At 69.6% G+C, this 21,611-nt stretch carries 21 protein-coding genes and 1 tRNA gene; 7 read left to right on the forward strand and 15 right to left on the reverse strand.

All coding sequences use genetic code 11. From position 1 onward, the window contains the following. Positions 1-2,064: an Rv1355c family protein gene (locus tag ACJ512_RS24110; protein WP_461479867.1), complete on the reverse strand. Its 2,064-nt coding sequence runs from the start codon at positions 2,062-2,064 to the stop codon at positions 1-3. Positions 2,065-2,558: 494 nt separating this feature from the next. Next, positions 2,559-2,930 (reverse strand): PAS domain S-box protein, encoded by a 372-nt coding sequence (locus ACJ512_RS24115; RefSeq protein WP_407685111.1) that lies wholly within the window; start codon positions 2,928-2,930, stop codon positions 2,559-2,561. A 444-nt stretch (positions 2,931-3,374) separates the two neighbouring features. Here ACJ512_RS24115 and ACJ512_RS24120 point away from each other — a divergent pair, with 444 nt between their 5' ends. Further along, positions 3,375-4,142, forward strand: coding sequence for a TetR family transcriptional regulator (locus tag ACJ512_RS24120; protein WP_407685082.1), 768 nt, complete (start codon positions 3,375-3,377; stop codon positions 4,140-4,142). A gap of 42 nt (positions 4,143-4,184) precedes the next feature. Here ACJ512_RS24120 and ACJ512_RS24125 read toward each other — a convergent pair whose 3' ends face one another. The 3 genes from ACJ512_RS24125 to ACJ512_RS24135 all read right to left on the reverse strand — a co-directional run bounded on the left by ACJ512_RS24125 (position 4,185) and on the right by ACJ512_RS24135 (position 6,852). After that, positions 4,185-4,481 carry a PAS domain S-box protein gene (locus ACJ512_RS24125; protein ID WP_407685110.1) on the reverse strand — a complete coding sequence of 99 codons (297 nt, stop codon included), beginning with the start codon at positions 4,479-4,481 and terminating at the stop codon, positions 4,185-4,187. Between the two features lie 255 nt (positions 4,482-4,736). Further along, positions 4,737-5,708, reverse strand: coding sequence for an NAD-dependent epimerase/dehydratase family protein (locus ACJ512_RS24130; protein ID WP_407685081.1), 972 nt, complete (start codon positions 5,706-5,708; stop codon positions 4,737-4,739). A 58-nt stretch (positions 5,709-5,766) separates the two neighbouring features. Then, the gene (locus ACJ512_RS24135; RefSeq protein WP_407685080.1) at positions 5,767-6,852 is read right to left on the reverse strand and encodes a phosphotransferase family protein; all 1,086 of its coding nucleotides are present in this window, start codon (positions 6,850-6,852) and stop codon (positions 5,767-5,769) included. A 655-nt stretch (positions 6,853-7,507) separates the two neighbouring features. Between ACJ512_RS24135 and ACJ512_RS24140 the strand changes: the two genes are divergently transcribed. Together ACJ512_RS24140 and ACJ512_RS24145 are read left to right on the forward strand one after the other, a co-directional pair. Next, entirely contained in the window at positions 7,508-8,251 is a 744-nt protein-coding gene (locus ACJ512_RS24140) for a class I SAM-dependent methyltransferase (protein ID WP_407685079.1), read from the forward strand. Positions 8,252-8,487: 236 nt separating this feature from the next. Then, on the forward strand, positions 8,488-8,919 hold the full coding sequence (locus tag ACJ512_RS24145) for a cyclic nucleotide-binding domain-containing protein (protein ID WP_407685078.1): 432 nt from the start codon (positions 8,488-8,490) through the stop codon (positions 8,917-8,919). 63 nt (positions 8,920-8,982) lie between these two features. Here ACJ512_RS24145 and ACJ512_RS24150 read toward each other — a convergent pair whose 3' ends face one another. The 10 genes from ACJ512_RS24150 to ACJ512_RS24195 all read right to left on the reverse strand — a co-directional run bounded on the left by ACJ512_RS24150 (position 8,983) and on the right by ACJ512_RS24195 (position 19,199). Continuing rightward, positions 8,983-9,210: a ribbon-helix-helix domain-containing protein gene (locus ACJ512_RS24150; protein ID WP_461479868.1), complete on the reverse strand. Its 228-nt coding sequence runs from the start codon at positions 9,208-9,210 to the stop codon at positions 8,983-8,985. Positions 9,211-9,363: 153 nt separating this feature from the next. Beyond that, positions 9,364-10,344: a plasmid pRiA4b ORF-3 family protein gene (locus ACJ512_RS24155; protein WP_407685076.1), complete on the reverse strand. Its 981-nt coding sequence runs from the start codon at positions 10,342-10,344 to the stop codon at positions 9,364-9,366. Continuing rightward, entirely contained in the window at positions 10,278-10,691 is a 414-nt protein-coding gene (locus ACJ512_RS24160) for a plasmid pRiA4b ORF-3 family protein (RefSeq protein WP_461480151.1), read from the reverse strand. The genes ACJ512_RS24155 and ACJ512_RS24160 overlap by 67 nt, the downstream gene beginning before the upstream one ends. Positions 10,692-10,774: 83 nt before the next feature. Then, on the reverse strand, positions 10,775-11,599 hold the full coding sequence (locus tag ACJ512_RS24165) for an SWIM zinc finger family protein (protein ID WP_407685075.1): 825 nt from the start codon (positions 11,597-11,599) through the stop codon (positions 10,775-10,777). Further along, entirely contained in the window at positions 11,589-14,609 is a 3,021-nt protein-coding gene (locus ACJ512_RS24170; protein WP_407685074.1) for a DEAD/DEAH box helicase, read from the reverse strand. The genes ACJ512_RS24165 and ACJ512_RS24170 overlap by 11 nt, the downstream gene beginning before the upstream one ends. Before the next feature lie 242 nt (positions 14,610-14,851). Continuing rightward, positions 14,852-14,927 (reverse strand) — tRNA-Ala (locus ACJ512_RS24175). Between the two features lie 50 nt (positions 14,928-14,977). Then, positions 14,978-16,054: a divisome protein SepX/GlpR gene (gene sepX, locus ACJ512_RS24180; RefSeq protein ID WP_407685073.1), complete on the reverse strand. Its 1,077-nt coding sequence runs from the start codon at positions 16,052-16,054 to the stop codon at positions 14,978-14,980. 184 nt (positions 16,055-16,238) lie between these two features. Beyond that, on the reverse strand, positions 16,239-16,892 hold the full coding sequence (locus ACJ512_RS24185; RefSeq protein ID WP_407685108.1) for a GNAT family N-acetyltransferase: 654 nt from the start codon (positions 16,890-16,892) through the stop codon (positions 16,239-16,241). Between the two features lie 14 nt (positions 16,893-16,906). After that, positions 16,907-18,199, reverse strand: coding sequence for a molybdotransferase-like divisome protein Glp (gene glp, locus ACJ512_RS24190; RefSeq protein WP_407685072.1), 1,293 nt, complete (start codon positions 18,197-18,199; stop codon positions 16,907-16,909). Positions 18,200-18,287: 88 nt separating this feature from the next. Then, a complete protein-coding gene (locus tag ACJ512_RS24195) occupies positions 18,288-19,199 on the reverse strand; it encodes a UTP--glucose-1-phosphate uridylyltransferase (RefSeq protein ID WP_407685071.1) in 912 nt (303 codons plus the stop codon). A gap of 75 nt (positions 19,200-19,274) precedes the next feature. Between ACJ512_RS24195 and ACJ512_RS24200 the strand changes: the two genes are divergently transcribed. The 4 genes from ACJ512_RS24200 (at position 19,275) to mscL (ending at position 21,597) form a co-directional block, all read left to right on the forward strand. Further along, positions 19,275-19,871 (forward strand): 5-formyltetrahydrofolate cyclo-ligase, encoded by a 597-nt coding sequence (locus tag ACJ512_RS24200; protein ID WP_407685070.1) that lies wholly within the window; start codon positions 19,275-19,277, stop codon positions 19,869-19,871. A gap of 88 nt (positions 19,872-19,959) precedes the next feature. Next, positions 19,960-20,328 carry an FmdB family zinc ribbon protein gene (locus ACJ512_RS24205; RefSeq protein ID WP_407685069.1) on the forward strand — a complete coding sequence of 123 codons (369 nt, stop codon included), beginning with the start codon at positions 19,960-19,962 and terminating at the stop codon, positions 20,326-20,328. A 60-nt stretch (positions 20,329-20,388) separates the two neighbouring features. Then, complete coding sequence (locus ACJ512_RS24210) at positions 20,389-21,069, forward strand: SAF domain-containing protein (RefSeq protein ID WP_407685068.1); 681 nt, start codon at positions 20,389-20,391, stop codon at positions 21,067-21,069. A 66-nt stretch (positions 21,070-21,135) separates the two neighbouring features. Further along, a complete protein-coding gene (mscL, locus tag ACJ512_RS24215) occupies positions 21,136-21,597 on the forward strand; it encodes a large-conductance mechanosensitive channel protein MscL (protein ID WP_407685067.1) in 462 nt (153 codons plus the stop codon). Positions 21,598-21,611 lie beyond the last annotated feature (14 nt).

Consider the following 21,611-nt stretch of genomic DNA (forward strand, 5'->3'; position numbering starts at 1 on the left):
CTACTGGGGCAAACGGACGCGCTCGAGGTCGCGCCGGCTCCGGACCGACGCCGGGGCGCCGAGGGCGACGCGCAGGATCAGCGCGGGCGATGCTCCGGGCGGCACACCGGCCAGTTGGCGGAATCGCTGCTGCAGTTCGCCCAGCTCGTCGGCGAACGCCGGCGACAGTTCGGCCAGGTCCGAGCGGTCGCGGGCGTAGAGGAACGCCGGCGAGATGGGCTGAACGGCCAGGCCGTGCCGTTGCGCCACGATCCATACCGCCTCGACGGCCGACCCGCCGCGCGCGTAGTCGGTCAGGGAGTCTCCGGCCACCGAGACGACGGCCACCGCACAGCTCGTCGACACGCGCCGGCGAGTGTCCTCGCCGAGCGCGCTCCCGGCATGCCAGTCGGCCAGGTTCGCCATCACGTCCGGCCGCCGGAAGATGTCGAGCACGGCGAGGTCGCCGGCTCCGAGTTCGAGGCTGCGCACGTCGATACCGGTGTCGGGATGCGGATCTCCGGGCCACCTCAGTTCGGAGATCATGTCCGCGTGCAGCTGCGGCGTGAGGTACCTGATGCGGTCGGCCGAAGCGAGAACGTCTGCCACCGAGGAGATTTCAGGCTGCGCGGTCACCAGGTGCAGCCTGGCCCCCTCCCGGGCGGCGGCCGCGTGCAGGTGGTCGACCGTCTCGGCGGCGATCGGCTGCGGCGTGCCGACCTGCCGGTTCGTCTCGCGTGCCAGCATCGGCTGGTACAGCGCGGCCAGGTCGGGGTCGGCGCCGTCCCGTAACTGCATCGTCGCCCGAAGCGGTACGCCGTCGACGTTCTCCGCCACGGTCACCGGCCCCAGCACCTGCCGGCTGGCGGCTGCGACCCTGACGTTGAAGACGGCGGCGCCCAGCGCGACCGCACTGCCGCGGTACCCGGCATCCATCGTCGAACTATGTTGGGGCGCAAGCCGGATGCTGATCTCCTGCGGGGTGGCCTCGATACACCACGGTTGCGAGTTGCCGCCCGACGGCGCCCGTACCGCCGCGGCGGCGATCAGGCCCGCCAGCCCCGGCAGCGAGGGCTCCGGCCCGGCGTCGGCCGGCACGGGGCCCGCGTCGGCCGGCCGCGGGTTGTCGAGCCGATCGAGCGCCGACCCGACGTCGATGCGGGTCCGGCCCGATCGCAGGGATTCGCCCAGTCCGATCCGGCGCACGGCCTCGGTGATCGCGGTCGCCCCCAGGACGACATCTCCGGCCGCCTGGGGCCAGGTCGACAGCGTGCGGTCGATCTCGATCACGGAGGCCAGGATCCGGGGCGACAGCTGCTCGGCTTCGAGGAACCGCAGCAGGTGGGGAACCTTCTCCCGGCTCCCCATGCCGGCCAGCCGCGCGTAATCCAGGTCGCCGAGCAGACCGTGCAGGATCGGACGCTCCGGCTCCAGGTCGAACCGTTCCACGTCCAGCAGCCCCCGGTCGCTGGTCGCCATCAGCACCGGGATCCGCCGGGCGCGGGCGCGCTGCCGCAAGATGACCTTGATGTCCAGCGAGTCGCACTCCTCGACGACGACGTCCAGTCCGTCGAGGAATTCGTCGATGTTGTCGGCGGTCAGCCCGGCGTCCAGAACCCGGACGCGGACGTAGGGATCGGTCTCGGCGATTCGCCGCGCGGCCACCTCGGCCTTGTTCAGACCGAGGTCGAACACGGTTGCCGGCACCCGGTTGAGGTTGGACAGCTCGAGCCGGTCGAAATCGGCCAGCCGCAACTCGCCGCAGACGCCCTGTGCGGCCAGGGTGTGCGCGATGACGTGCCCGACGCTCAGACCGGCGACGCCGACGCGCAGTTCGCCGAGCCGCGCCTGTTCGTCGGCGGTGATCACGTTCCTGTTGCGATCCAGGCGCACCGCGCGGAATCCGCCGGGACCCAGCACCGACACCACGGCCCGCCGCCACGGGTAGTACGCCCACCGCCGGCGCTCGGCCACCAGTTCCGCCGGGGGCGCGGGCCGCAGGTCGCGCAGTTCCGCGAACTGGTCCTCACCACTGTCGATGAATTCAACAGCTGGATCTGCGCGCAGTCGATCCAATACCGCCATGTCTGCGGGATTCTCGGCGTCGAGAATTTGCGCGGTGCAGGAAGCTATGGTCTTTCTCCTCGGTGCTCGACCGCATCGGCGAATGCTTGTCCCGATCGGACGCCCATATCCGCGGAGTCCGCGCATTGGACCGGTTTGTCACTGCAACATATTAGGGGGCAAAGCGTTCGGGCGGCGGGCGACAATCCGCGTCGTCGTGAGTCGCCGAGGATTTCGGCCACCGACCGCCACGCCGTGATCTCAGCAACATGGCCGGCTCTCGCCGGGTGCCTCCTGCCGCGCTGCGGCGCCCGCCGGCGGCGCTACCGCGGCCCGCCGCATGCGCCCAGATCCGGCGGGCCGGGATGACGGGTTCCCGCCGGGTCGGATCTCGCGCGGCACCGCTCGGCCCGACTTTGCGGCGGACCGCGGAGGCAAAACCAGCGAGGAAACCCGACGTTTGCTATTTTCAGAGTACGGATATCCAAAGTATCGAAAATGCGCCCTTGGATGTATCATGGTTCTAGGATTTGTCCCCGCCGGGTGTCGCGGTACCCTCCCGTCGCCACCGGCACCTTCCGCGTCGCCGGATCGTCGCGCCGTATCAGCGCCGACTTGCTCATCCTGGCCCGCACGGTCCAACCCTCACAGTGCTGCAGTTCCACGACCATGTTCGCCAGCGCATCGACGCCGGACAGGGCGGTCACCGTGGCGGGTTCGGTGTTGAAGATCTGGCTGAAGGCCGCGCCCTCCAGTGTGTCCTGCCGGTAGCCCACCATCTCAGCAAATGCCGAGTTCGCGAACAAGATGCTGCCGTCGCGCGCCACGGCGAGCGAAGGAATTCGCACCCGCTCCAAGACCACCACGGCGGGCAAACGTTTCAGGATCGATAGCGGGGAGTCGTTCGGGTCCCCGTCGCGCCGCCGCTCAACTAGTCGCGCGCCGTCTGCGTCGGCACGCTCCCGGGCGGCAGGAGCCTTCCGTGTCGGCGCAGGCTCGCCGGCCGTGCGCGGCGCCGGCGTCGGCACCCCTGGCTGTGTCGTCGTCACCGACATAGCTTTTCCTTAAGAGAGCAGGGCGCCCGGAGGCGTCACCCGGCAGATACTCAGGATGCAACTGATTGCAGACGATTACATACCTGATGGCGCAATAATCTCTGCTTAACAAACTATTAGTACTGAAGTAAAGACGTCAAACGCTGATGACGGGCGGATCCCCCAGCGCAAGCCCCCGGACAGCCCCGCCGACACGACGCCATTGCAGACCAGTACGCCCCCGGCGGGGTCGCCGCCCTCTATGATCGAGGGGACTGACTCGGTGGCGGAACTGCCGTGGCGCCAAAGATCACGCCGCTGCGCGGCGAACGCAACCAGACGGGGGGTGCAATGACGGAGGGCAGCGAACGGCGGGCCGGCACCACCCGCCACCGGCTCATCGCCGCGGCGTCACGCCAGTTTGCTCACCGCCCGTACAGCATGGTGAGCCTCGATGACATTCTCGCGGATGCCGAGCTGACCAAAGGGGCGATGTACTTTCATTTCCCCTCCAAACTAGCGCTGGCGATGGCGATCATCGACGACGTCACGGAGATGAGCGGCGCCGCGGTCAGCGAGTTGCTCGCCCGCAAGATGTCGGGGCTGGAGACGCTGATCGACCTCATCTACTTCCTTGCCGTCCAGGACACCCAGGACGAGGTGGCCCGCGCGGGGGGCCGACTGCTCGAGACCCTCGACAACTCGACGGACATGGCCGATGCCCGGTGGCAGTCGTGGGTCGAGTTCGTCACCACCCTCCTCGAACGAGCACTCTCCGAGGGCGACATCACCGACCGTCACGAGCCCGAGGACGTCGCCAAAATGCTGGTGGCGCTGTGGTTGGGTGTCCGCAGGATCAGCGACCTCGACCATCCCGAGCGCTACCTCGACAACCTGCGGAAGACGTGGACACTCGCGCTCGCGTGCTTCACCAGCCCGGACCGGATCGACTACTTCACCCAGTTCATCAACCGCCGTCACGCGCTCGCGGTGAAGAAGGTCTCCACCGAGGAGCTCGGGTTCGATCTCCACAGCGCCGCCGCGGCGTCGGCTCACACCGAGTAGGTGCAGCGGACCGGCGAACCTCGGCGTAGCGCGCCGACGAGGCTAGGCCTCGTCGATCCAGAGCCGCTCGGTGAGATTCTCGAACGTCACCAGCACGACCGGATCGTCGTGGCGCATCAGCGCCGACTTGCTCATCCTGGCCCGCACCGTCCACCCCTCACAGTGCCGCAGCTCGACGACCATGTTCGCCAGCGCGTCGACGCCGGACAGGGCGGTCAGCGCGGCCGGATCGGCATTGAAGATCCGCGGGAACTCCGCCCCGGCCAGCCTCTCCTGTGTATGACCGACCATCTCGGCGAACGCCGTGTTGGCGAACAGGATGTTGCCGTCGCGCGCCATGGCGACCGTGGGTACGGGAATCCGCTCCAGCACCACCACGGCGGGCAAACGCGTCAGGATATCGGCCGGCGTATCGCTGGAAGTCCCGTTCCGCCGCCGCTCCACCCGCCGACTTTCATCCAGGTCAGCGTGTGAGCTCTTGTGCAACCGCGCGTGCGCCATTGAGGGCAACAGTAGCAATGCATCAAGATCAAAGCATGGCAAACGGTCGATTTCAGCGACCGGCGTGCCCGTCGACCCCGGGTTCCGGCTAACCTAAGCGGCGGTCCGGGGTTTGAGCGCCGTGCGCAGCCAGTCCACGGTGAGTTTGACGCCGTCGGCGAGGTCCATGTCGGGCTGCCAGCCCAACACCCGGCCCGCCAGGGTCGGGTCGAGTGCGCTCGCCCACACCTCTCCGGTGCGGGCTTCGACGTACTCGGGTGCGCGCGAGACGCCGACCTCCCCTGCAATCAGCTCGTGCAACGCGGCGATGGTCGTCTGGACGCCGGTGCCGATGTTGAAGGTGCCCGTCGTCGTCGCCGGCGCATCCGCGGCACACAGGAAGGCGGTCACCACGTCGTCGACGTACACGTAGTCCCGCGTGGAGGTGCCGTCGCCGAAGATGGTCGTGCCGCGGCCGGCCAGCATCGCACTGGCGAACACCGTCACCACGCCGGCCCTGCCGTGCGCATGTTGGCGCGGCCCGTAGACATTGGACAGCGCTAGGGAGATCGGCGCCAGCCCGTACATCTCGGCGTAGGCGCGCATGTAGAACTCGCTCGCGACGCGGGCCACGGCGTGCGGGGAAAGCGGGTTCACGGCGGCGTCCTCGGTGGCCGGCAAGGCGGTCTGCGCACCGTAGCGTTCGCCACCCGAGGCGGCGTAGACGATCCGCTGCACCCGCGCGCGCCGGCTGGCCTCGAGCAGGTTGATGGTGCCCAGCACGTTGTTGCGGGCATCGTGTTGCGGGTCCTCGACGGAGCGGCGCACATCGGTCTGGGCCGCCAGGTGAAACACCACATCGGGGTCGAACCGCGCGACGACTTCGCACAATTCGGGGTGCCGGACGTCGACCGCTTCGAAGGAGAACCGGCCGGGGCCCCTGTGCCGGTGCGCCGACTGCAGGTCGGTGGCCGGCGAGCCCGCACTGAGATTGTCGACCCCGACGACGTGGTGGCCCTCCGCCAGCAGGCGGTCGACGAGGGCGGATCCGATGAATCCGGCGGCGCCGGTGACGAGGGTGCGCATCAGCGGCTACCTCCGGTTCGATGATGAATAAGGTTCGACTGCAACGTATTCGGCTTCGTCACTCCCCGGCCCGTCGTCCCGCGAAATAGCCGGCCCTGCCGGGGTACCACACGGCGGCGACGTCAATCACCGGTGCCACGTTGCTTGCCCACCAGGCATAGTGGTTCGGTCGGGTGGCGCGCCTGCGCCACAAGTCGGCGACGTGGTGCAGCCAGGTCAGCACAACGGCGACGCACTCGTCGGCGCGTCCCTCGTCGAGGTCACGATCGCCGGGGTCCGTGCCGGATCGGTCGCGTGCGGCGTGCAGTGCGTTGCGTTCCCGTTCCAGAAGTCCGCCGGACCGCAGCCGCTCGGTGACGACCGTGCCGAGATCGGCCCCCTGCACCTGGCAATCCGCCGTGAGGAGCAACAGGTATTCGTCGATCAGCGGCGGCCGGCCCGGCCCCGCGCCGCCCCAGTCGACGATGCCGGTGACCCGGCCTTGCGTGCCGTCGACCAGGATGTTGGCGGGCGTGTAGCCACCATGAGTCCAGCCCACCGGCATCCGCCATGCGCGCACGTCGCGCCGCAGCATCCGCGAGAGCCGGTCCACCTTCACCGCCCGGCCGGGATCGAGCCTTCGGCACATGTGGCCCAGACCGGCCAGGGGGCCGACGAGCCAGCGCCACAACATGATCGCGTTGTCGATGCCGACGAATGTGGTGGTCCGCCGATGCAGCGGCGCAATCGCGCTCAGAGCCGCGGTGGTCAGTTCCTCGACGCGGTCGGGGTGACAGGCCAGCGCCTCGGTCAGTTCGATGCCCGGCAGGAACGACTCCACGGACAGGGTCGCGTCGCTGCGCTCGTCGAAGGCCAGGACCCGGGGCAGCAGCTCGCGCCATGCGCCGTCGAGTCCATGGTGAATGGCGAGCTCGGAGAGCACCCGGCGCTGGGTGCGCAGTTCAGCGGTTCCCAGCAGGCCCCGGGCCACCTTCAGCACGGCGGATGGTGAGCCGCGGTCGGAGCCGAGCAGGAATACGGTCGTGTCGTCGACGAGTTCGGTCGGCGGGGTGCTGAGTTCGATGTCGATGAGACCGATGGGTAGGTAGTCGGCGCCGCCCGCACCGTTCGACGGCGTTGTCGAGCTCATGCCCTCAGCGCTCATCGCAGCCCACCCGCGCAAAGATACGCCCAGCGCCGCGAAGACGCGGCGCCGAGGTGGGCGCCAGGGGCCGAATCATGTTCGGCGACAACGCTTTCGTGGGAGCCTCGGTATCGGAGAACGCCTTTTCGCCCCTCGTGCACGTCCCGGTCGCACGGACGCGCGGAGGAGCCCGGCGACGACCCCCGGTGGGGCCCGGTTGAGTCCGAGAACGCAAAGCTGGTCATGCTTCGGTACCCATCTGTACGGCGCTGTGCGGCGCACCGCGCGGGCCGACGCTCCACAGGCGCGACGACACCGTTCCGGTGGCCCGGCGCGCCCCGCACGGTATGACGTCCGCAGGTGCGATCCAATAGATAGCTCAGCGTGATTATCAACCTGACCAAGGCCCCGTCTCGCTCCTAACACGCCGCCCCGCGGCCGCAACCACCGCCGCGACGAGCGCGGTGTTGCCATACCGACGCTGGGGCGATCCGGTACTTTACATACTTATTGTCGCAATAAATACCTCTGAAAAGACTAAAGGTCTTTGTGCGGGTGGCCGTGGTGCTGCCGCACGGCCCGATACGCCCATGCCGGCGCCACTAGCCTGGCATCAGGTTTCGGACGACGTTCGTGCGAGGCCGCCGACCCCGACGAACCCGCCGAGAGTGAGCCCGTGACCCAGGATGACCCGGTAGCGCTGACCCGCCCCCTGCTCACCACACCCGCCGGGTTGAGGCACGGTTTCCTCGACGTGCTGGGCGAATCGACGCGCTCCCCGGCTCCGACCTTTGCCCAGCGCGCCATGAACAGCCCCTTCGTCGCGACCGTGTACGAGCGGCTGTGGCGCCCGGTCTCCTTCTACGCGGCCAGCGGGGTCACCACCGGCGCCGAGCAACGGCGCGCGGCCTCGGCTCTGCGTCTTGCCACCGCTCGACGGCTGCTCGACGTCGCCTGCGGCCCGGGCAATTTCACCGGGCCGCTCGCCGGGCGTCTGGCCGCCGGCGGCCTGGCGGTCGGATTCGACATCTCCGAGCCGATGTTGACCCGGGCCGTGCTGGACAACAGCACGCCGCGGACCTGCTACGTCCGCGGCGATGCCCGCGCGCTGCCGTTCGCCGACGCGACCTTCGACGCCGTGTGCTGCTTCGGCGCGCTGTACCTGATGCCGGAGCCGTATCGCGTCGCACGCGAGATGGTGCGGGTGCTCGCGCCCGGCGGCAGGATCGCGGTGCTGACCAGCTACACCCCCGACTTCTTCCCGATCCGCCACGTCCTGACCACCGGAGCCCGCCAGATCGGGCTCACCATGTTCGACCGGCACTGTTTCGTCGACCTCTTCGCGGCGGCGGGACTGGTCGACATCGACCAACGGGCGCAGCGGGCGCTGCAGTTCGTCGCGGCGCGCAAGCCGGGTTGACCGACTCCGCGAGCGGCACAACGCCTTTCGCGGCGCCGAGCGGCGCTCGCCGACCGTCGCGGACATCATTGCGCGATCGTGACCGGCAGGTGAACTGCCGGTGCAACCGCGAAGTCGCTTGCGGCACTTGGTCGCTCGGCGGGCGCTCTAGGAAGGTTGCGGGTATCGTCTTCGCGTAGCCCTCCCGCCGCTTCGCGGCTTGGTCGTAACCCTGCGCTCCGCGCGCTCATGACGGCGTGGGCCGCATTCTCGACCGGCACCTCCGCGCTCGGCGTCCTGGTCGCCGTGTTCACCTTCTCAGCCGGCGGGCCGGCCGGCGTCGCCGCGGTGACCGTGCTCCGCGTCCTGCCGGGCGGGCTGCTCGGGCTCTTGGCGGCGACACTGGCTACCAGCCGGCGGCCCCAGCTGCACCTGGCGATCGGGATCGGTGCCCGGGCTCTGGTGACCGTCGCGACCATCGTCGCCGTGCTGGGCGGAACGTCGATCGGCGTCGTACTGGCGCTCGCAGGGGCGAGCGGCCGGTGCGCGACCTCGGTCCCGGGAACGGCTGCGGCGAGCCGGCGATTCTGCGCCACGTCCCGCGCATCGCCACCGTACGGGCCGTCGGGGACACGACGCTGGTGGCCGTGGACCGCGAGGCGCTTCAGCGCGCGCTGCGAGTCAAATAGCCTTCCGCCGCAGGGTGATTCGGCGAATCGTGGTACGAAACCACAGAACTCATTTGAAGGGACTCACACACTCCTGGCCTGCTCGGCGGCCAGCCGCGCCCGCACCCTCTGCGCAGTGACGGCGCGCGAAGGGTCGGCGACCACGGCGTCGTACGCGGCGGCAACCTCGTCACGAAGCCAGGCTTCAATAGCCTGATCGCGGGCGAACAATGCCCGCAGGCCCTCGCGGATCACCTCACTTTCGCTGGCGTATTCCCCTGAGCGCACCCGCTCGCGGAGCGCTTCGGCCATGTCGTTTGGGAGTGTGATGCTCAATTGCCGCGTCGTTCGCATGAGCGACCTCCATTGTTGAGTAGGACTGAATCCTACTCCTACCGCGCGTCGCGGGCGCCTGGGTGCTCAGGCGCGCGGCGAAACGCGGACATGGCTGTGATCCAGCGAGGATCACGACCGTGGTGTCGATCTCGCGGCGGGTGGCCACGACCGCACCGCGGCGCGGGCGAACGCCACCGCTTGCGGTGTGACACGCTCCGGCTTCGCGACTCGACTGTCCGGTGCCAGCAGCCGGAGCCGCCGCAGCACGTCTGTGGTGTTCCTCGTTATGCGCGCCGCCGACGACGTCGTGATCGGCGTACGGTCGCGGTGCTTCCAGCCGATGGCGTCGAGCATGTCGGCGACGAACCCGTCGGGATCGTTCTCGCCGGCCGCGACCGCGATGAGGAAGAGGAGCCCGGCCTGCTCTTCACACAGATCCTTCGACGCGAGCGGCATACGTTCGGCGAGCTGGAACCACAACGCCGACGGGTCGCTGCGTGCGGCCTTGCCCCGCGCAGTCACCATGAGGCGCCCACGGTGCTTTCGCAGCAGGCCCATTCGCTGCGCGGATTCCCGCAGATGCAGTACTGGGATCGTGAGTGGCTCGCGGTTGCCCATGCCGATCCAGGCGTCGGCGAGGTCGAGTTCGGTGAACGCGGCCTCGACGTGGACCGGCGGGAGGTAGCCGGCGGTCGTCAGCTTGATTCCGTCGTCCCCCACCCTGTCGATCAGCCACGCGTACGGTCGCACCGCGGTCGTGGCGGCATCCAGGTCGATGAGGACCGGCTCCTGCATCGCAACGCCCATCATCCGACGTAGCAGCCGGCGTTGCGACGTCGTTCGCACAGCGCCGAGCAGATCCGCCAGAGGTCCGGGCAGCTGCCCGATGTCCACGTGCCTGTCGAAATCGCAGAACGCTTTGTTGATTTTGGCGATGTCGAACGGCGTCGGCGGGTACGAATACGGATCGATGTCGCCGAGATCCTGACGGTACTCGATCTCGGTCTCGGGGTCGCCGATGGTGGGATCCTTCAACGCCTCGATCAGCTCGTATGACCCGACCGCACCGCAGTCCTCGACCGGCCCGTCACGATCGCCGTGGGGGTGCATACCACAGTGCGCGCAGAGGACGCCTGCGGCTCCACCGCCTCCAGCCGCAGAAAGAGCTGCCAGTTGTCGCCGAAGTCGTAGCAATAGAACATCCGATCGGCGATGTCGGCCAGCACCTCGTCCAGGCAAACCTGTCGCTCGGGTACGCCCATCTCGCCGCCGTCCACCTCGAAATCCATGAGGTAGTACTCGGTGTCGTCACTGTAATAGGCAGGGCCACGGCCGAATCGGTGCAAATGGCTGTCGGTCCAGCCGAAGGCTATCTGGATGATCTCGTGCAAGTCGTCCAGAAGCACGTCAGACGCGACCTCCAGCCGCCGCCACGTCGGCGGTGTGGTGCCTGCCAGATCGACCCGGACCTGTTAGCTCATCACGTCCGGGCGCCGGGGGCGGCGCCGAGACGGTGGCGGCGGTCTATCCAACGGGTCGATCACTGCTCACCTCCGCCTTGGCTCAACGCGGCATACGCGGGCCGCAGGATCTCGACCAGCGACCGACCTCGGACATCGACAACGAGATCGGGAAGTTGATCAAGCAACGCCGTCGACGACGTCACCCGTGCACTGGGCGAAGCGACATCGACCTGCCGAATGAAATAGGAGTCAAGGCAATCGGTGAGTGGCCGTCCCGGCGGCTCGGCACGGTCGGCAGCGGGGCGACCCTGCGACCGGGCAGCCGCCAGATTCGCCAGCAGATCCGCACGTTCGCGTCCACGCCAGGCGAGGATGGCGAATGGATCTTCGTCGAACGACTCGGCCAGCAGATAGAACGTCGCGGCGAGGTGCTTGCAGGGCACCGCACCATCGGGGCAGGAGCAGTCCAGCGACAACTCCCGGGCGGTCGCTGGGAACAGCGAAAGCCCCCGCCCGACGAAGACGTCCTCGATATCGTCGGGCATCTCGCCGGAAAGCAAAGCGGCCGCATACCAGGCATTTTCGGCCAGCGCACCCTCCACCTCGGCCCACTCACTCTTACCGAAGGCGACGATACCGATGCGCACCCGGTAGGGACGCACCCGGCTGCCCTGCACCTGTGCGGTGACCAGCCCCGGACCCACATCCATCGAGATCACCTGTCCCTTGCGGGCATAGCTGCGCCCGCGCTGGAGCCGGCTGCCCATCCCGATGCCTTCGAGCACCTCGATGAACCGCTGGGACCACCAGGTCTGGGCGATCGCGCCGCGGGCGCTACGGGCTTTGAGTCCGCCGTCGACCGAGCGCGGCCGCGACGGCGGCGGGAACCAGTTACTCACCAACGGCCCCCTCGGCCAGGGTGAACAGCTTGCGCAGATCCCCGGTGGACAGCTCCGTCAGCCAGCCTTCCCCGTCACCAACCACGAGATCGGCCAGCGCCTTCTTCTCCTCGATCATGTCGTCGATCTTCTCTTCGAGCGTGCCGGTGCAAATGAACTTGCGCACCTGAACCTTTCGCTTCTGACCGATCCGGAACGCGCGGTCGGTGGCCTGATTCTCCACCGCCGGGTTCCACCACCGGTCAAGGTGCACCACGTGATTGGCCGCGGTGAGATTGAGCCCCGTGCCGCCGGCCTTCAGCGACAGCAGGAAGATCGGTGGCCCCTCCCCGGATTGGAACCGCGCCACCATCTCGTCGCGCCGCTTCTTCGGGGTGCCGCCGTGCAGGTAGGCCACGTCCTGCCCGAACCGCGCGGCCAGGTGCGGCACGAGCATCTCGGCGAATTCGGTGAACTGGGTGAAGCACAGCACCCGGTCGCCCTCGGCGAGGATTTCCTCCAGGATCTCCTCGAGCCGGATGACCTTGCCCGACCGCGCACCGACCCGCGAACGGTCGTGCAGCAGCTGGGCGGGATGGTTGCAGACCTGCTTGAGTTTGGTCATCGCGGCAAGCACATTGCCGCGCCGCTCGATGCCCTCGGTGTTCTCGATCTTCTCCATCATCTCGTCGACGATGGACTGGTACAGGGATGCCTGTTCGGTGGTGAGCTGGCAGTACTGCTTGATCTCGATCTTCTCAGGTAGGTCGTCGATGATCGTCGGGTCGGTCTTGAGCCGGCGCAGGACGTAGGGGCGGGTGATCCTGCGCAGGCGCTCGGCCGGCTCGGTCTGGCCGTATTTCTCGACCGGGATCGCGTAGCGGGTACGGAACACCTCGGACGAACCGAGCAGGCCCGGGTTGAGGAAATCCATGATGGACCACAGCTCGGCGAGCCGGTTTTCGACCGGGGTCCCGGTGAGTGCCACCCGGTGCCCCGCCTCCAGTCGGCGCACCGCCTTCGCCCCGCGAGACAGACTGTTCTTCACCGCCTGCGCCTCGTCCAGCACCACCCGGTTCCACCGGAATCCGGCGAGTTCGTCGATGTCGCGGGTCGCGGTGGCGTAGGTGGTCACCACGACGTCGGTGTCGGCGAGATGCCCGCGCAGCCCGTCGCCGCGCAGCCGTGCCGCGCCGTGGTGAGCGTAAACCCGAAGTGTCGGTGCGAATTTCGCGGCTTCCCGTTGCCAGTTGCCGACCAACGACATCGGGCACAGCAGCAGCGTCGGCCCGACACCGGGCTCGTCGTGGCGCTGCGCGGACTCCAGGGCGAGCAACTGCACGGTCTTACCCAGCCCCATATCGTCGGCCAGGCAGCTGCCCAGCCCGAGCGAGGACAGGAACGCCAGCCAGGACAGCCCCCGCTGCTGATAGGGGCGCAGCGTCGCGGTGAACTCCGGCGGGGCTGCCAGCGGCTGCAACGACTGGCCCGCCGCCCCGCTGAGCAGATCGCCGAGCCAGCCGTCGGCGCGCACCGCGGTCACTTCCAGCGGGGTGTCGGTGTCGTCGGGATGGCTGGCGGCCAGCGCGAGGATCTCGGCTGTAGTCGCTTGGCCGGTGGGGTTTTTCGCCAGGAACTCCAGCCCGCGGCGCAGCTGATCGGGGTCCACCGCCACCCACTGGCCGCGCAGCCGGATCAGCGGGGCCTTGGTCTGGGCCAGCGCAGCGATCTCATCGCCGGTCAGGGTGTCATCTCCGACCGCGAGCTCCCAGCGGAAATCGAGCAGCTGGTCGCGGCCGAATCTGCGTGTGCCGCTGACCATCCCGTCGACCGGTGTGGACGCGGACACCGCAAGACCGAGCTTGCGGCGCCGGTCCCACCATGACGGCAGCAGAACGCCGAACCCCGCCTCGTCGAGCCGGGGCGCCCCAGTGGACAGGAAGTGGTAGGCGCCCTCGGCGTCCAGGGAAATCTCGGCCGGACGCGCCGTGCGCAGGGCGGGCGCGAGTTCGGGGTAGATCCGGACGGCGCGGCCAAGTTCAGCCAGCAGGAGCTCCTGGGGCCTGTCCAGCCAGCGACGCAGGCTGCCATCCTCGTCCCAGGTCTGTTCCGCGGGTACCAACAGGCTGGGGTCGGCCATGGATTGCAGCAGGAATTCCAGCCGCCAGCCGGGCTGTTGGCCGTCGGGCTCCTCGGTTTCGGAGAGCCGGAACATCGCCCTTGCCGGACCGGGCTCGTCGGCACCGATCGCATCCCACGGCTGCAGTGCCCCGGCCAGCGCGTCGAGTTCGCCCGGATCCGCGTCGAACCGGCCGTCCGGGGCGGTCAGCGCGGTCAGCCAGGCTTCCTGGGCCGGAACGTGTTTCGGGCGGCGGCCACGCCGGGGCGGGAGCAGGTCGATCCCGGCCGGCAACGTCGTTCGCACCGCCGCATCCACCAAGGCATACAGCGCCGAGACGGCCAGATCGTGGCCGTCCTGGGTCTCCGGCTCAGCCCGGCATACCGGTGGCATCGCGGCGATCAGCGCATTCAGGGCCACAACGTCGGGACCCTGCACCACCGGACGCCAGAACGCGACTGGCCCGTGTTCGTCACAGGAGAGCGCGGGCAGGACCCGGCCGCGCTCCACCAGCTCTCGCGCGAACCCCGCCAGTTCGGCGAGATACGCCACGGATGCGCCGTACCGCACGTCGGCGGCGGGCTCCTCCAGCGCGGTCAGCGCCGACGCGGCGGGCAGGGACATCACCGGAACCGTCCAGGGCAGCAGAACGGGTTGGATTCTTGGTGCCGGGCGCGGCGTGACCCGGAACAGCTCCGGTGAGTCCAGTGGCGACTTCCGCAACGACGGCAACAACAGAACAGCGGTTCCTCGCTTGCCGGTGTGGATCGGGGCGATGGCATCGGCGTCCGCGGCGAACGGATGCGGGCGGGCCGCACGCAACGCTTCGCTGGGACTCGTCACCGCGAGCGCGGAATCCTCCGCCCACAGGCATAGCCCGTTTGCAGGGGACCAGAACCCGTGCAGGACCAACATTGACGTTTCTCCCTCGTCGGATGCGGCCAGGCTAACGAGCGAAGTCAGACACGCCGAGGCGCCACGCGGGCGCCGTCAGGCCAGTTCGTCGAGATCGTGACGGGTGGGGCAGGTGGTGTGTTCGGTGCCCGCGACTCGTCGTGCTCCCACGCACTGTCCCACCGCGGCCGGCGCTCAGCTGGCTACGTCCTGGCACACCGCATGGACCGGGGGCAGGGAATACCTCTCGGCGGGGCATTCACTGGTGGAGCTAAGGGGATTCGAACCCCTGACCTACTCGATGCGAACGAGTCGCGCTACCAACTGCGCCATAGCCCCTGACCGATAGCAGGCTACCAGCCGCGGCACCAACCGCCGAACCGCGAGCACTACTGCCCGACGGCGCGCGGCAATTCCCTGGACCAGCCGTAATTCCGCGCCGGCACCGAGTAGTCCAGATGTTCGAAGCTCGGGTCCTCGTCGTCGATCTCGAGCACCACCGCGCCCGGACGCCGCAGCCGGGACGGCACCACGTCGTACTCGCGGTCGTTAGCGTTCTCCACGCCGAGCCGCGCACGCGCCATCCGCTGCATCCGCCGCCGCCGCACCCTCTCCTCGATGCGGGTCTGGCGGCGCAGATACGCCAGATAGAGCACCGTCACGGTGGTGGCGCTGCCACAGATCCACCAGGCGCTGGGGGTCAGCTCGAAGGCGGCTGTCGCCGAACCGACCAGGACGACCGCCATTGCCATCAGCACCCGCTTGCGGAAGACGTATTTGCGGGCGCTGACCGCCGCGGCGGTCCGGGAGTCGAATCGGCGCCGCCGCGAGCCCGGTGCGACCGACGGGCGCGGGGTTTCGTCCTCGTCGTCGGACGCGTCGGCTTCGGGTTCGAGGCCGGAGGAGTCCTCGACATAGTCGTAGCCGTCCTCCTCGTCGCGCACCGCTTCGTCGTCGCCGGCCGCGTCGGCGCCGGCATCGGTCCCCTGTGACGCGACGCCCTCACCCACGGCGACGGGCGCCGATTCCGCCGCCCCGGCGCTTGCTCCCGCGGGCAGGGCCCCCGAGTCCTCGACGACGTCGACGTCGAGATAGTCGGGCTCGGCGGGCTCGGCGGACCCGGTCGTGGCGACCTGGACGACGACCGGCCGGGCACGCTGCAACTCGTGGGTGTCGGCGTCCTGGTCGGCGTCCGGGTTGAGGTGTTGGTCCTGTTCAGCGCCCGTGAACTCGTCGTCGTCCGGCTGCTGCTCCGGCTTCCAGTCGGGATCGCTGCGGTGGCCCGCGGCGGGGCCCCCGCGCTTGAGCAGCCGGGAACCGGCGTCGCCGTTGAGCACTCGCGTCGCCAGGGCCACGTCGCTGGTGCGGCGCACCGCGTCGCGTTTGCTGATCAGCATCGGAACCAGGACGAACAGCCACAGCACCACGAGCGAGATCCACAACAACGACTGCGGGATGCTTGGCATGATGACCTGCTCTCTTCGTTCCCATCCCCGCGAGGCCGGTCGGTGGCCAGCGCGGCCGGGTCAAGTGACCAGCACAATTACACACCTGTAATTTCGCTCTCACAAGCACCAAACGTCACTCGTGTCGCGCTAGTCACAGCGCGTGTCGGCGGCTTGGTTGCTGGCGGCGCGGACCGGCGTCGGGTCACACCCAGCTCGCGCGGCCGGCGCGGACCAGGGTCGAGGCCACCGAGCCGTACACCTCCTCGACGGTGATGGCCATCAGCAGGTGGTCCCGCCACGCCTTGTCGACCTCGAGGTACCGCAGCAGCAGGCCCTCTTCCCGGAACCCCGCCTTCGCCAGCACCGCACGGCTGGCGGCGTTCTCGGGTCGCACCGTGGCCTCGACGCGATGCAGCATGACCGGACCGAAGCAATGGTCGAGTCCCAGCGCCAGCGCCGCGGTGGCCACTCCCCCGCCGGTCGCCGGCCGGCACACCCAGTAGCCGATCCATGCCGACCGCAGGGCCCCGTGCACGACGTTGCCGATGGTCAGCTGACCGCAGAACCGCCCGTCCAACTCGATGACGTAGGGCAGCATGCGGCCCTTGCGGGCCTCCGCACGCAGACCCGAACACAATGCCGGCCAGGCGGCGACGGAGTGCCGGACCGCCCAATCGCCCTCCGCGCTGGGCTCCCACGGTTCCAGGTGGGCACGATCGGCCTGCCGCGCCCGGCTCCACTGCGCGCCGTCCCGCATGCGCACCGGGCGCAACCGGACCACGCCGGCGCGGACCCGCAGCGGGCCGACGTCCACGGGCCAACCCGGGTGACGCGGGTTGTAGCGCAACAGGTTCACGCGCATCGCAGTCCTCAGCCGCGTTGCGCCAGGAAGGCGACGTCGACGAGCTCGCCGGTGCGGATCTGTTCGGCACCGGTGGGGACGACGACCAGGCAGTTCGCTTCGGCGAGCGTGGCCAGCAGGTGCGACGAGGCGCCGGGAGCACCCCCGAGCGCCTGCACCAGGTACTCCCCGGTGTCCTGGTCGCGCATCAGCTGACCGCGCAGGTAGCCCTTGCGCCCGGCCACCGAGGTGATCGGCGACAGGGTGCGGGCCCGCACGATCCGGCGCATCGGCTGGCGCTTGCCCAGGGACAGCCGGAGCAGCGGCCGGACCATCACCTCGAAGACCACCAGCGCGCTGACCGGGTTGGCGGGCAGCAGAAACGTCGGAACGCCCTCGCGGCCCAGCTGGCCGAAGCCCTGGACCGACCCGGGATGCATGGCGACCCGGACCACCTCCATCTCGCCGAGTTCGGACAGCGCCGACCGCACCGCCTCGGCGGCCGCGCCGCCGACCGCGCCGGCGATCACGACGGCCTCCGCGCGATTGATCTGACCCTCGACGACGTCGCGCAGCTCCCGGGGATCGCCGCTGACGATGCCGACCCGGTTGACCTCGGCGCCGGCGTCGCGGCCCGCGGCCGCCAGCGCATAGGAGTTGACGTCGTACACCTGCCCGTTGCCCGGGGTGCGCGAGATGTCGACCAGCTCGCCGCCGACGGCCATCACCGCCAGCCGCGGCCGGGGATGTACCAGCACCCGTTCGCGGCCGACCGCCGCCAGCAGGCCCACCTGGGCCGCACCGATGATCGTCCCGGCGCGCACGGCGACGTCACCGGGCTGGACGTCGTCGCCGGCGCGGCGCACGTAGGCACCCGACGGGGCCCCGCGCAGGATCCGCACCTTCGACGTCCCGCCGTCGGTCCACCGCAGCGGCAGCACCGCGTCGGCCAGCGTGGGCAGCGGCGCGCCGGTGTGCACCCGGACGGCCTGGTGGGGCTGCAGCCGGCTGGGCGTGCGCGCACCGGCCTCGATGGTGCCCATCACCGGCAGGACCAGCCCGTCGCGCCGGTCCGCCTCCTCGGTGAGGTCGCCGGAGATCCCGTCGAGCTCGTCGCCACCGACCTCGCCGACGCCGAGCACGTCGACGCTGCGCACCGCGTAGCCGTCGATCGCGGCCTGATCGAAACCGGGCAGGGGCCGCTCGGTGACCACCTCCTCGGCGCACATCAGCCCCTGCGCCTCGGCGATCGCAACGCGAATCGGCCGCGGGGCCACCGCCGCGGCCGTTATCCGGGCCTGCTGCTCCTCCACAGAACGCACAAGCGCGCCTTTCTGCCCTCCGGCCCCGACGGGCGCGATCCCCGGTGGCGCCGGACCCGGCGCACCGGGACCGCGTGGTCTCGCCTGGCTAGCGCTCGGTCAGGCCTAACCGCGCCGCCAACCATCGCCGCAGATCCGGGCCATAGTCGTCGCGATCCAAAGCAAAGTCAACCGCAGCTTTGAGGTAGCCGCCGGGATTTCCCAAGTCGTGTCGAGATCCGCGATGCACGACGACGTGCACGGGGTGGCCCTCCGAAATCAGCAGCGCGACCGCATCGGTGAGCTGCACCTCGCCGCCGGCCCCGCGGTCGATGCGGCGCAGCGCGTCGAAGATCGCGCGGTCCAGCACGTAACGGCCCGCCGCGGCGTACATCGACGGGGCGTCCTCAGCCTTGGGCTTTTCGACCATGCCCTTGACCTTCAGCACGTCGGGGTCGTCCGAGCCGGCAGCGGGGTCCACGTCGAACACCCCGTAGGCACTGATCTCCTCGGGGGCCACCTCGATCGCGCACAGCACGGTGCCGCCGTAGTCGGCGCGCACCTTGGCCATCGTCTCCAGGACGCCGGTCGGCAGCACCAGGTCGTCGGGCAGCAGGACCATCACCGCGTCCTCGTCCGCGGCCAAGGTGGGCTCCACACAGCTGATGGCGTGTCCGAGGCCGAGCGGCTGGGCCTGCACGACCGATTCCACCTTGATCAGTTGTGCTGCGCGCCGGACCTTGTCGAGCATCGCCGTCTTCCCGCGCTTCTCGAGGGTGCCCTCGAGCACCAGGTCCTGTACGAAATGCGCGACGACGCCGTCCTTGCCCTCGGAGGTGACGATCACCAGGCGCTCGGCACCGGCCGCGGCCGCCTCCTCGGCGACCAGCTCGATGCCCGGCGTGTCGACGACGGGCAGCAGCTCCTTGGGCACCGTTTTGGTCGCCGGCAGGAAACGGGTACCCAGACCGGCCGCTGGGACGATCGCCGTGTAGGGCACCGGAATTTCAGCTCGTGACATCGTTCACAACCATAACCCGCACCGCCGACGCGAGCGGGCGTGGCGGCGAAAACCGCCGGCTGTCATCGTGGACCCATGGCGAGGGCAGACAAGACCGCGCTCCGCGCGCGGTTGCTGGCCGCGCGGCGCGACGTTCCCGGCGACGTTCGTGCCGCCGAGGCCCGCATGCTGTGCGCGGCGCTGGAGCCCACGGTGTGCGCCGGCACCGTCTGCGCGTACGTGCCGGTGGGCACCGAGCCCGGATCCGTCGCGATGTTGGACATGCTCGCGCGGCGGGCCGGGCGGGTCCTGCTGCCGGTGGCACGCACCGCCGCCGACGGCAGCCCGATGCCGTTGCAGTGGGGCGAATACCGGCCCGACGCTCTGGGCGCCGGGCCCTGGGGACTGCGCGAGCCCCTCCCACCCTGGCTACCGGCCTCCGCGCTGGCCGAGGCCGGGCTGGTGATCGTCCCGGCGCTGGCCGTCGACCGCCGGGGCGCCCGGCTGGGCCGGGGCGCCGGCTTCTACGACCGCTCACTGCCGGCCCGCGACCCGCGGGCGCGCCTGATCGCCGTGGTGCGCGACGTCGAACTGGTCGACGAGTTGCCCGCCGACCCGCACGACGTCGCGATGACGCACGCGCTCACGCCGCGGCGCGGGGTGATCGGCCTGGCGGCCGGCACCGGGGAATGAAGCAGGCCACGTGGCGGTTCTAGCACTTGAAACGCTAGAGTGCTAACAGGCTCTGTTCACCCTGTAAGCCCCCGACCCGGAGGTTCACGTGCCGACCTACACCTATGAGTGCACGGAGTGCGGCGACCGCTTCGACATCACGCAGGCCTTCACCGACGACGCGCTGACCACCTGCGAGAAGTGCTCCGGTCGGCTGCGCAAGCGCTTCAACTCGGTGGGCATCGTGTTCAAGGGCAGCGGCTTCTACCGCACCGACAGTCGCGAGTCGGGCAAGGTCAAGACCGGCGGGGGGAACGGATCGAGCGGCACCAACGGGTCCACCGGCGCATCGGACTCTTCGGGCAGCGGCTCGCCGGAAAGCTCGGGCTCGAGCGAGAAGTCCGCGTCCGGATCCGCCGAGAAATCGGCCGGCACCAGTTCCAGCTCCACCCCGTCCCCGGCGGCGGCGTCGAGCTAGCTCGGTAGTTATCCACAACCCCGCCCGCCGGCCCGCGCCCCCGGCGCCTACCGTTGCGGCGTGGCGGGAGCTTCGCTCAACCCTTCGGTGTGGCGCCGACTGACGGCGTCGTCGCGCCCGGACTGGACCCGCACCGTGCGGGCCCGGCGGGTGGCCGCGGGCGGGCTCGTCGTGCTCGCCGGGATCGCGATGCTGCGGCCGGGCCCGGAGGGCGATCGCGCCGAGGTCGTCGTCGCCGCGCATGACCTCACCCCCGGCACCGCGCTGGGCGCCGACGATGTCCGGCTCGAAACTCGTTCGCGGGCAACCCTTCCCGACGGTTCAGCTGTCGACCTGGGCGCCGTGGTCGGTGCGACGCTGGCGGGCCCGGCCCGGCGTGGTGAAGTGCTCACCGACGTCCGGTTGCTCGGCAGCCGGCTCGCCGAGGCCGCAATCGGGTCCAAGGCCGGTCCCGGCGCGCGGATCGTGCCGCTGCGCCTGGCCGACGGGGCCCTCCTCGACCTCGTCCGCGTGGGCGACGTCGTCGACGTGCTCGCCGCGCCGACCACCGATTCGCCGGCGACCGGTCAGCCCGCCGCCAAGGTGGTGGCCACCGACGCCGTCGTGGTCCTCGTGTCGGCCGGTCGAAAAGCCCAGGCCACCGAGGCCGACCGCGTAGTGTTGGTGGCGCTGCCGGCTCGCGTGGCGAACGCGGTGGCGGGTTCGACGCTGGGTCAGGCGGTAACCCTGACCCTGCACTGAGTGCCCGGCCACCATTCGGGGCGTGACCCACAGCAAACTCTGCCGAGTCCCAGAAAGGACACCTCGATGCTCAACGGGTTCAAGGAGTTTCTATCCCGGGGCAACATCATCGACCTGTCTACCGCGGTGGTCATCGGTACCGCGTTCACCGCACTGGTCACGCAGTTCACCGACAACATCATCAAGCCGCTGATCAACCGCATCGGCGTCAACCAGCAGTCGAACATCGGCATCCTGCGCATCGGCATCGGTGGCGGTCAGGCCATCGACCTCAACAACGTCTTGTCGGCCGCGATCAACTTCATCATCATCGCGGCAGTGGTGTACTTCCTGGTGGTGCTGCCGTACACAAAGCTGCGCAAACGTGGTGAAGTCGAGCCGGCCGACGACGCGCAGGTCGTCCTGCTCAAAGAGATCCGCGACCTGCTGGCCCAGACCGACGGCGACTCGTCCGGCAAGCACGTCGGTGCAGTGGACAAGACGCCGCCCCCGAGCCACGGACCGCGCGCGGACGCCGAGTCGCAATGAGCTGCGGCTGAGCG

The organism is Mycobacterium cajalii, assembly GCF_045809005.2.
In the GTDB taxonomy this organism is placed as follows: Bacteria; Actinomycetota; Actinomycetes; order Mycobacteriales; family Mycobacteriaceae; genus Mycobacterium.

What these genes read in the sequence shown, in the direction of transcription:
- ACJ512_RS24110 (WP_461479867.1), bottom strand. Translation starts at nt 2,064, where the DNA reads ATGGCGGTATTGGATCGACTGCGCGCAGATCCAGCTGTTGAATTCATC.
- ACJ512_RS24125 (WP_407685110.1), bottom strand. Translation starts at nt 4,481, where the DNA reads ATGGCGCGCGACGGCAACATCCTGTTCGCCAACACGGCGTTCGCCGAG.
- ACJ512_RS24130 (WP_407685081.1), bottom strand. Translation starts at nt 5,708, where the DNA reads ATGCGCACCCTCGTCACCGGCGCCGCCGGATTCATCGGATCCGCCCTC.
- ACJ512_RS24135 (WP_407685080.1), bottom strand. Translation starts at nt 6,852, where the DNA reads ATGAGCGCTGAGGGCATGAGCTCGACAACGCCGTCGAACGGTGCGGGC.
- ACJ512_RS24150 (WP_461479868.1), bottom strand. Translation starts at nt 9,210, where the DNA reads ATGGCCGAAGCGCTCCGCGAGCGGGTGCGCTCAGGGGAATACGCCAGC.
- ACJ512_RS24155 (WP_407685076.1), bottom strand. Translation starts at nt 10,344, where the DNA reads ATGCACCCCCACGGCGATCGTGACGGGCCGGTCGAGGACTGCGGTGCG.
- ACJ512_RS24170 (WP_407685074.1), bottom strand. Translation starts at nt 14,609, where the DNA reads ATGTTGGTCCTGCACGGGTTCTGGTCCCCTGCAAACGGGCTATGCCTG.
- sepX (WP_407685073.1), bottom strand. Translation starts at nt 16,054, where the DNA reads ATGCCAAGCATCCCGCAGTCGTTGTTGTGGATCTCGCTCGTGGTGCTG.
- ACJ512_RS24195 (WP_407685071.1), bottom strand. Translation starts at nt 19,199, where the DNA reads ATGTCACGAGCTGAAATTCCGGTGCCCTACACGGCGATCGTCCCAGCG.
- ACJ512_RS24200 (WP_407685070.1), top strand. Translation starts at nt 19,275, where the DNA reads ATGGCGAGGGCAGACAAGACCGCGCTCCGCGCGCGGTTGCTGGCCGCG.
- mscL (WP_407685067.1), top strand. Translation starts at nt 21,136, where the DNA reads ATGCTCAACGGGTTCAAGGAGTTTCTATCCCGGGGCAACATCATCGAC.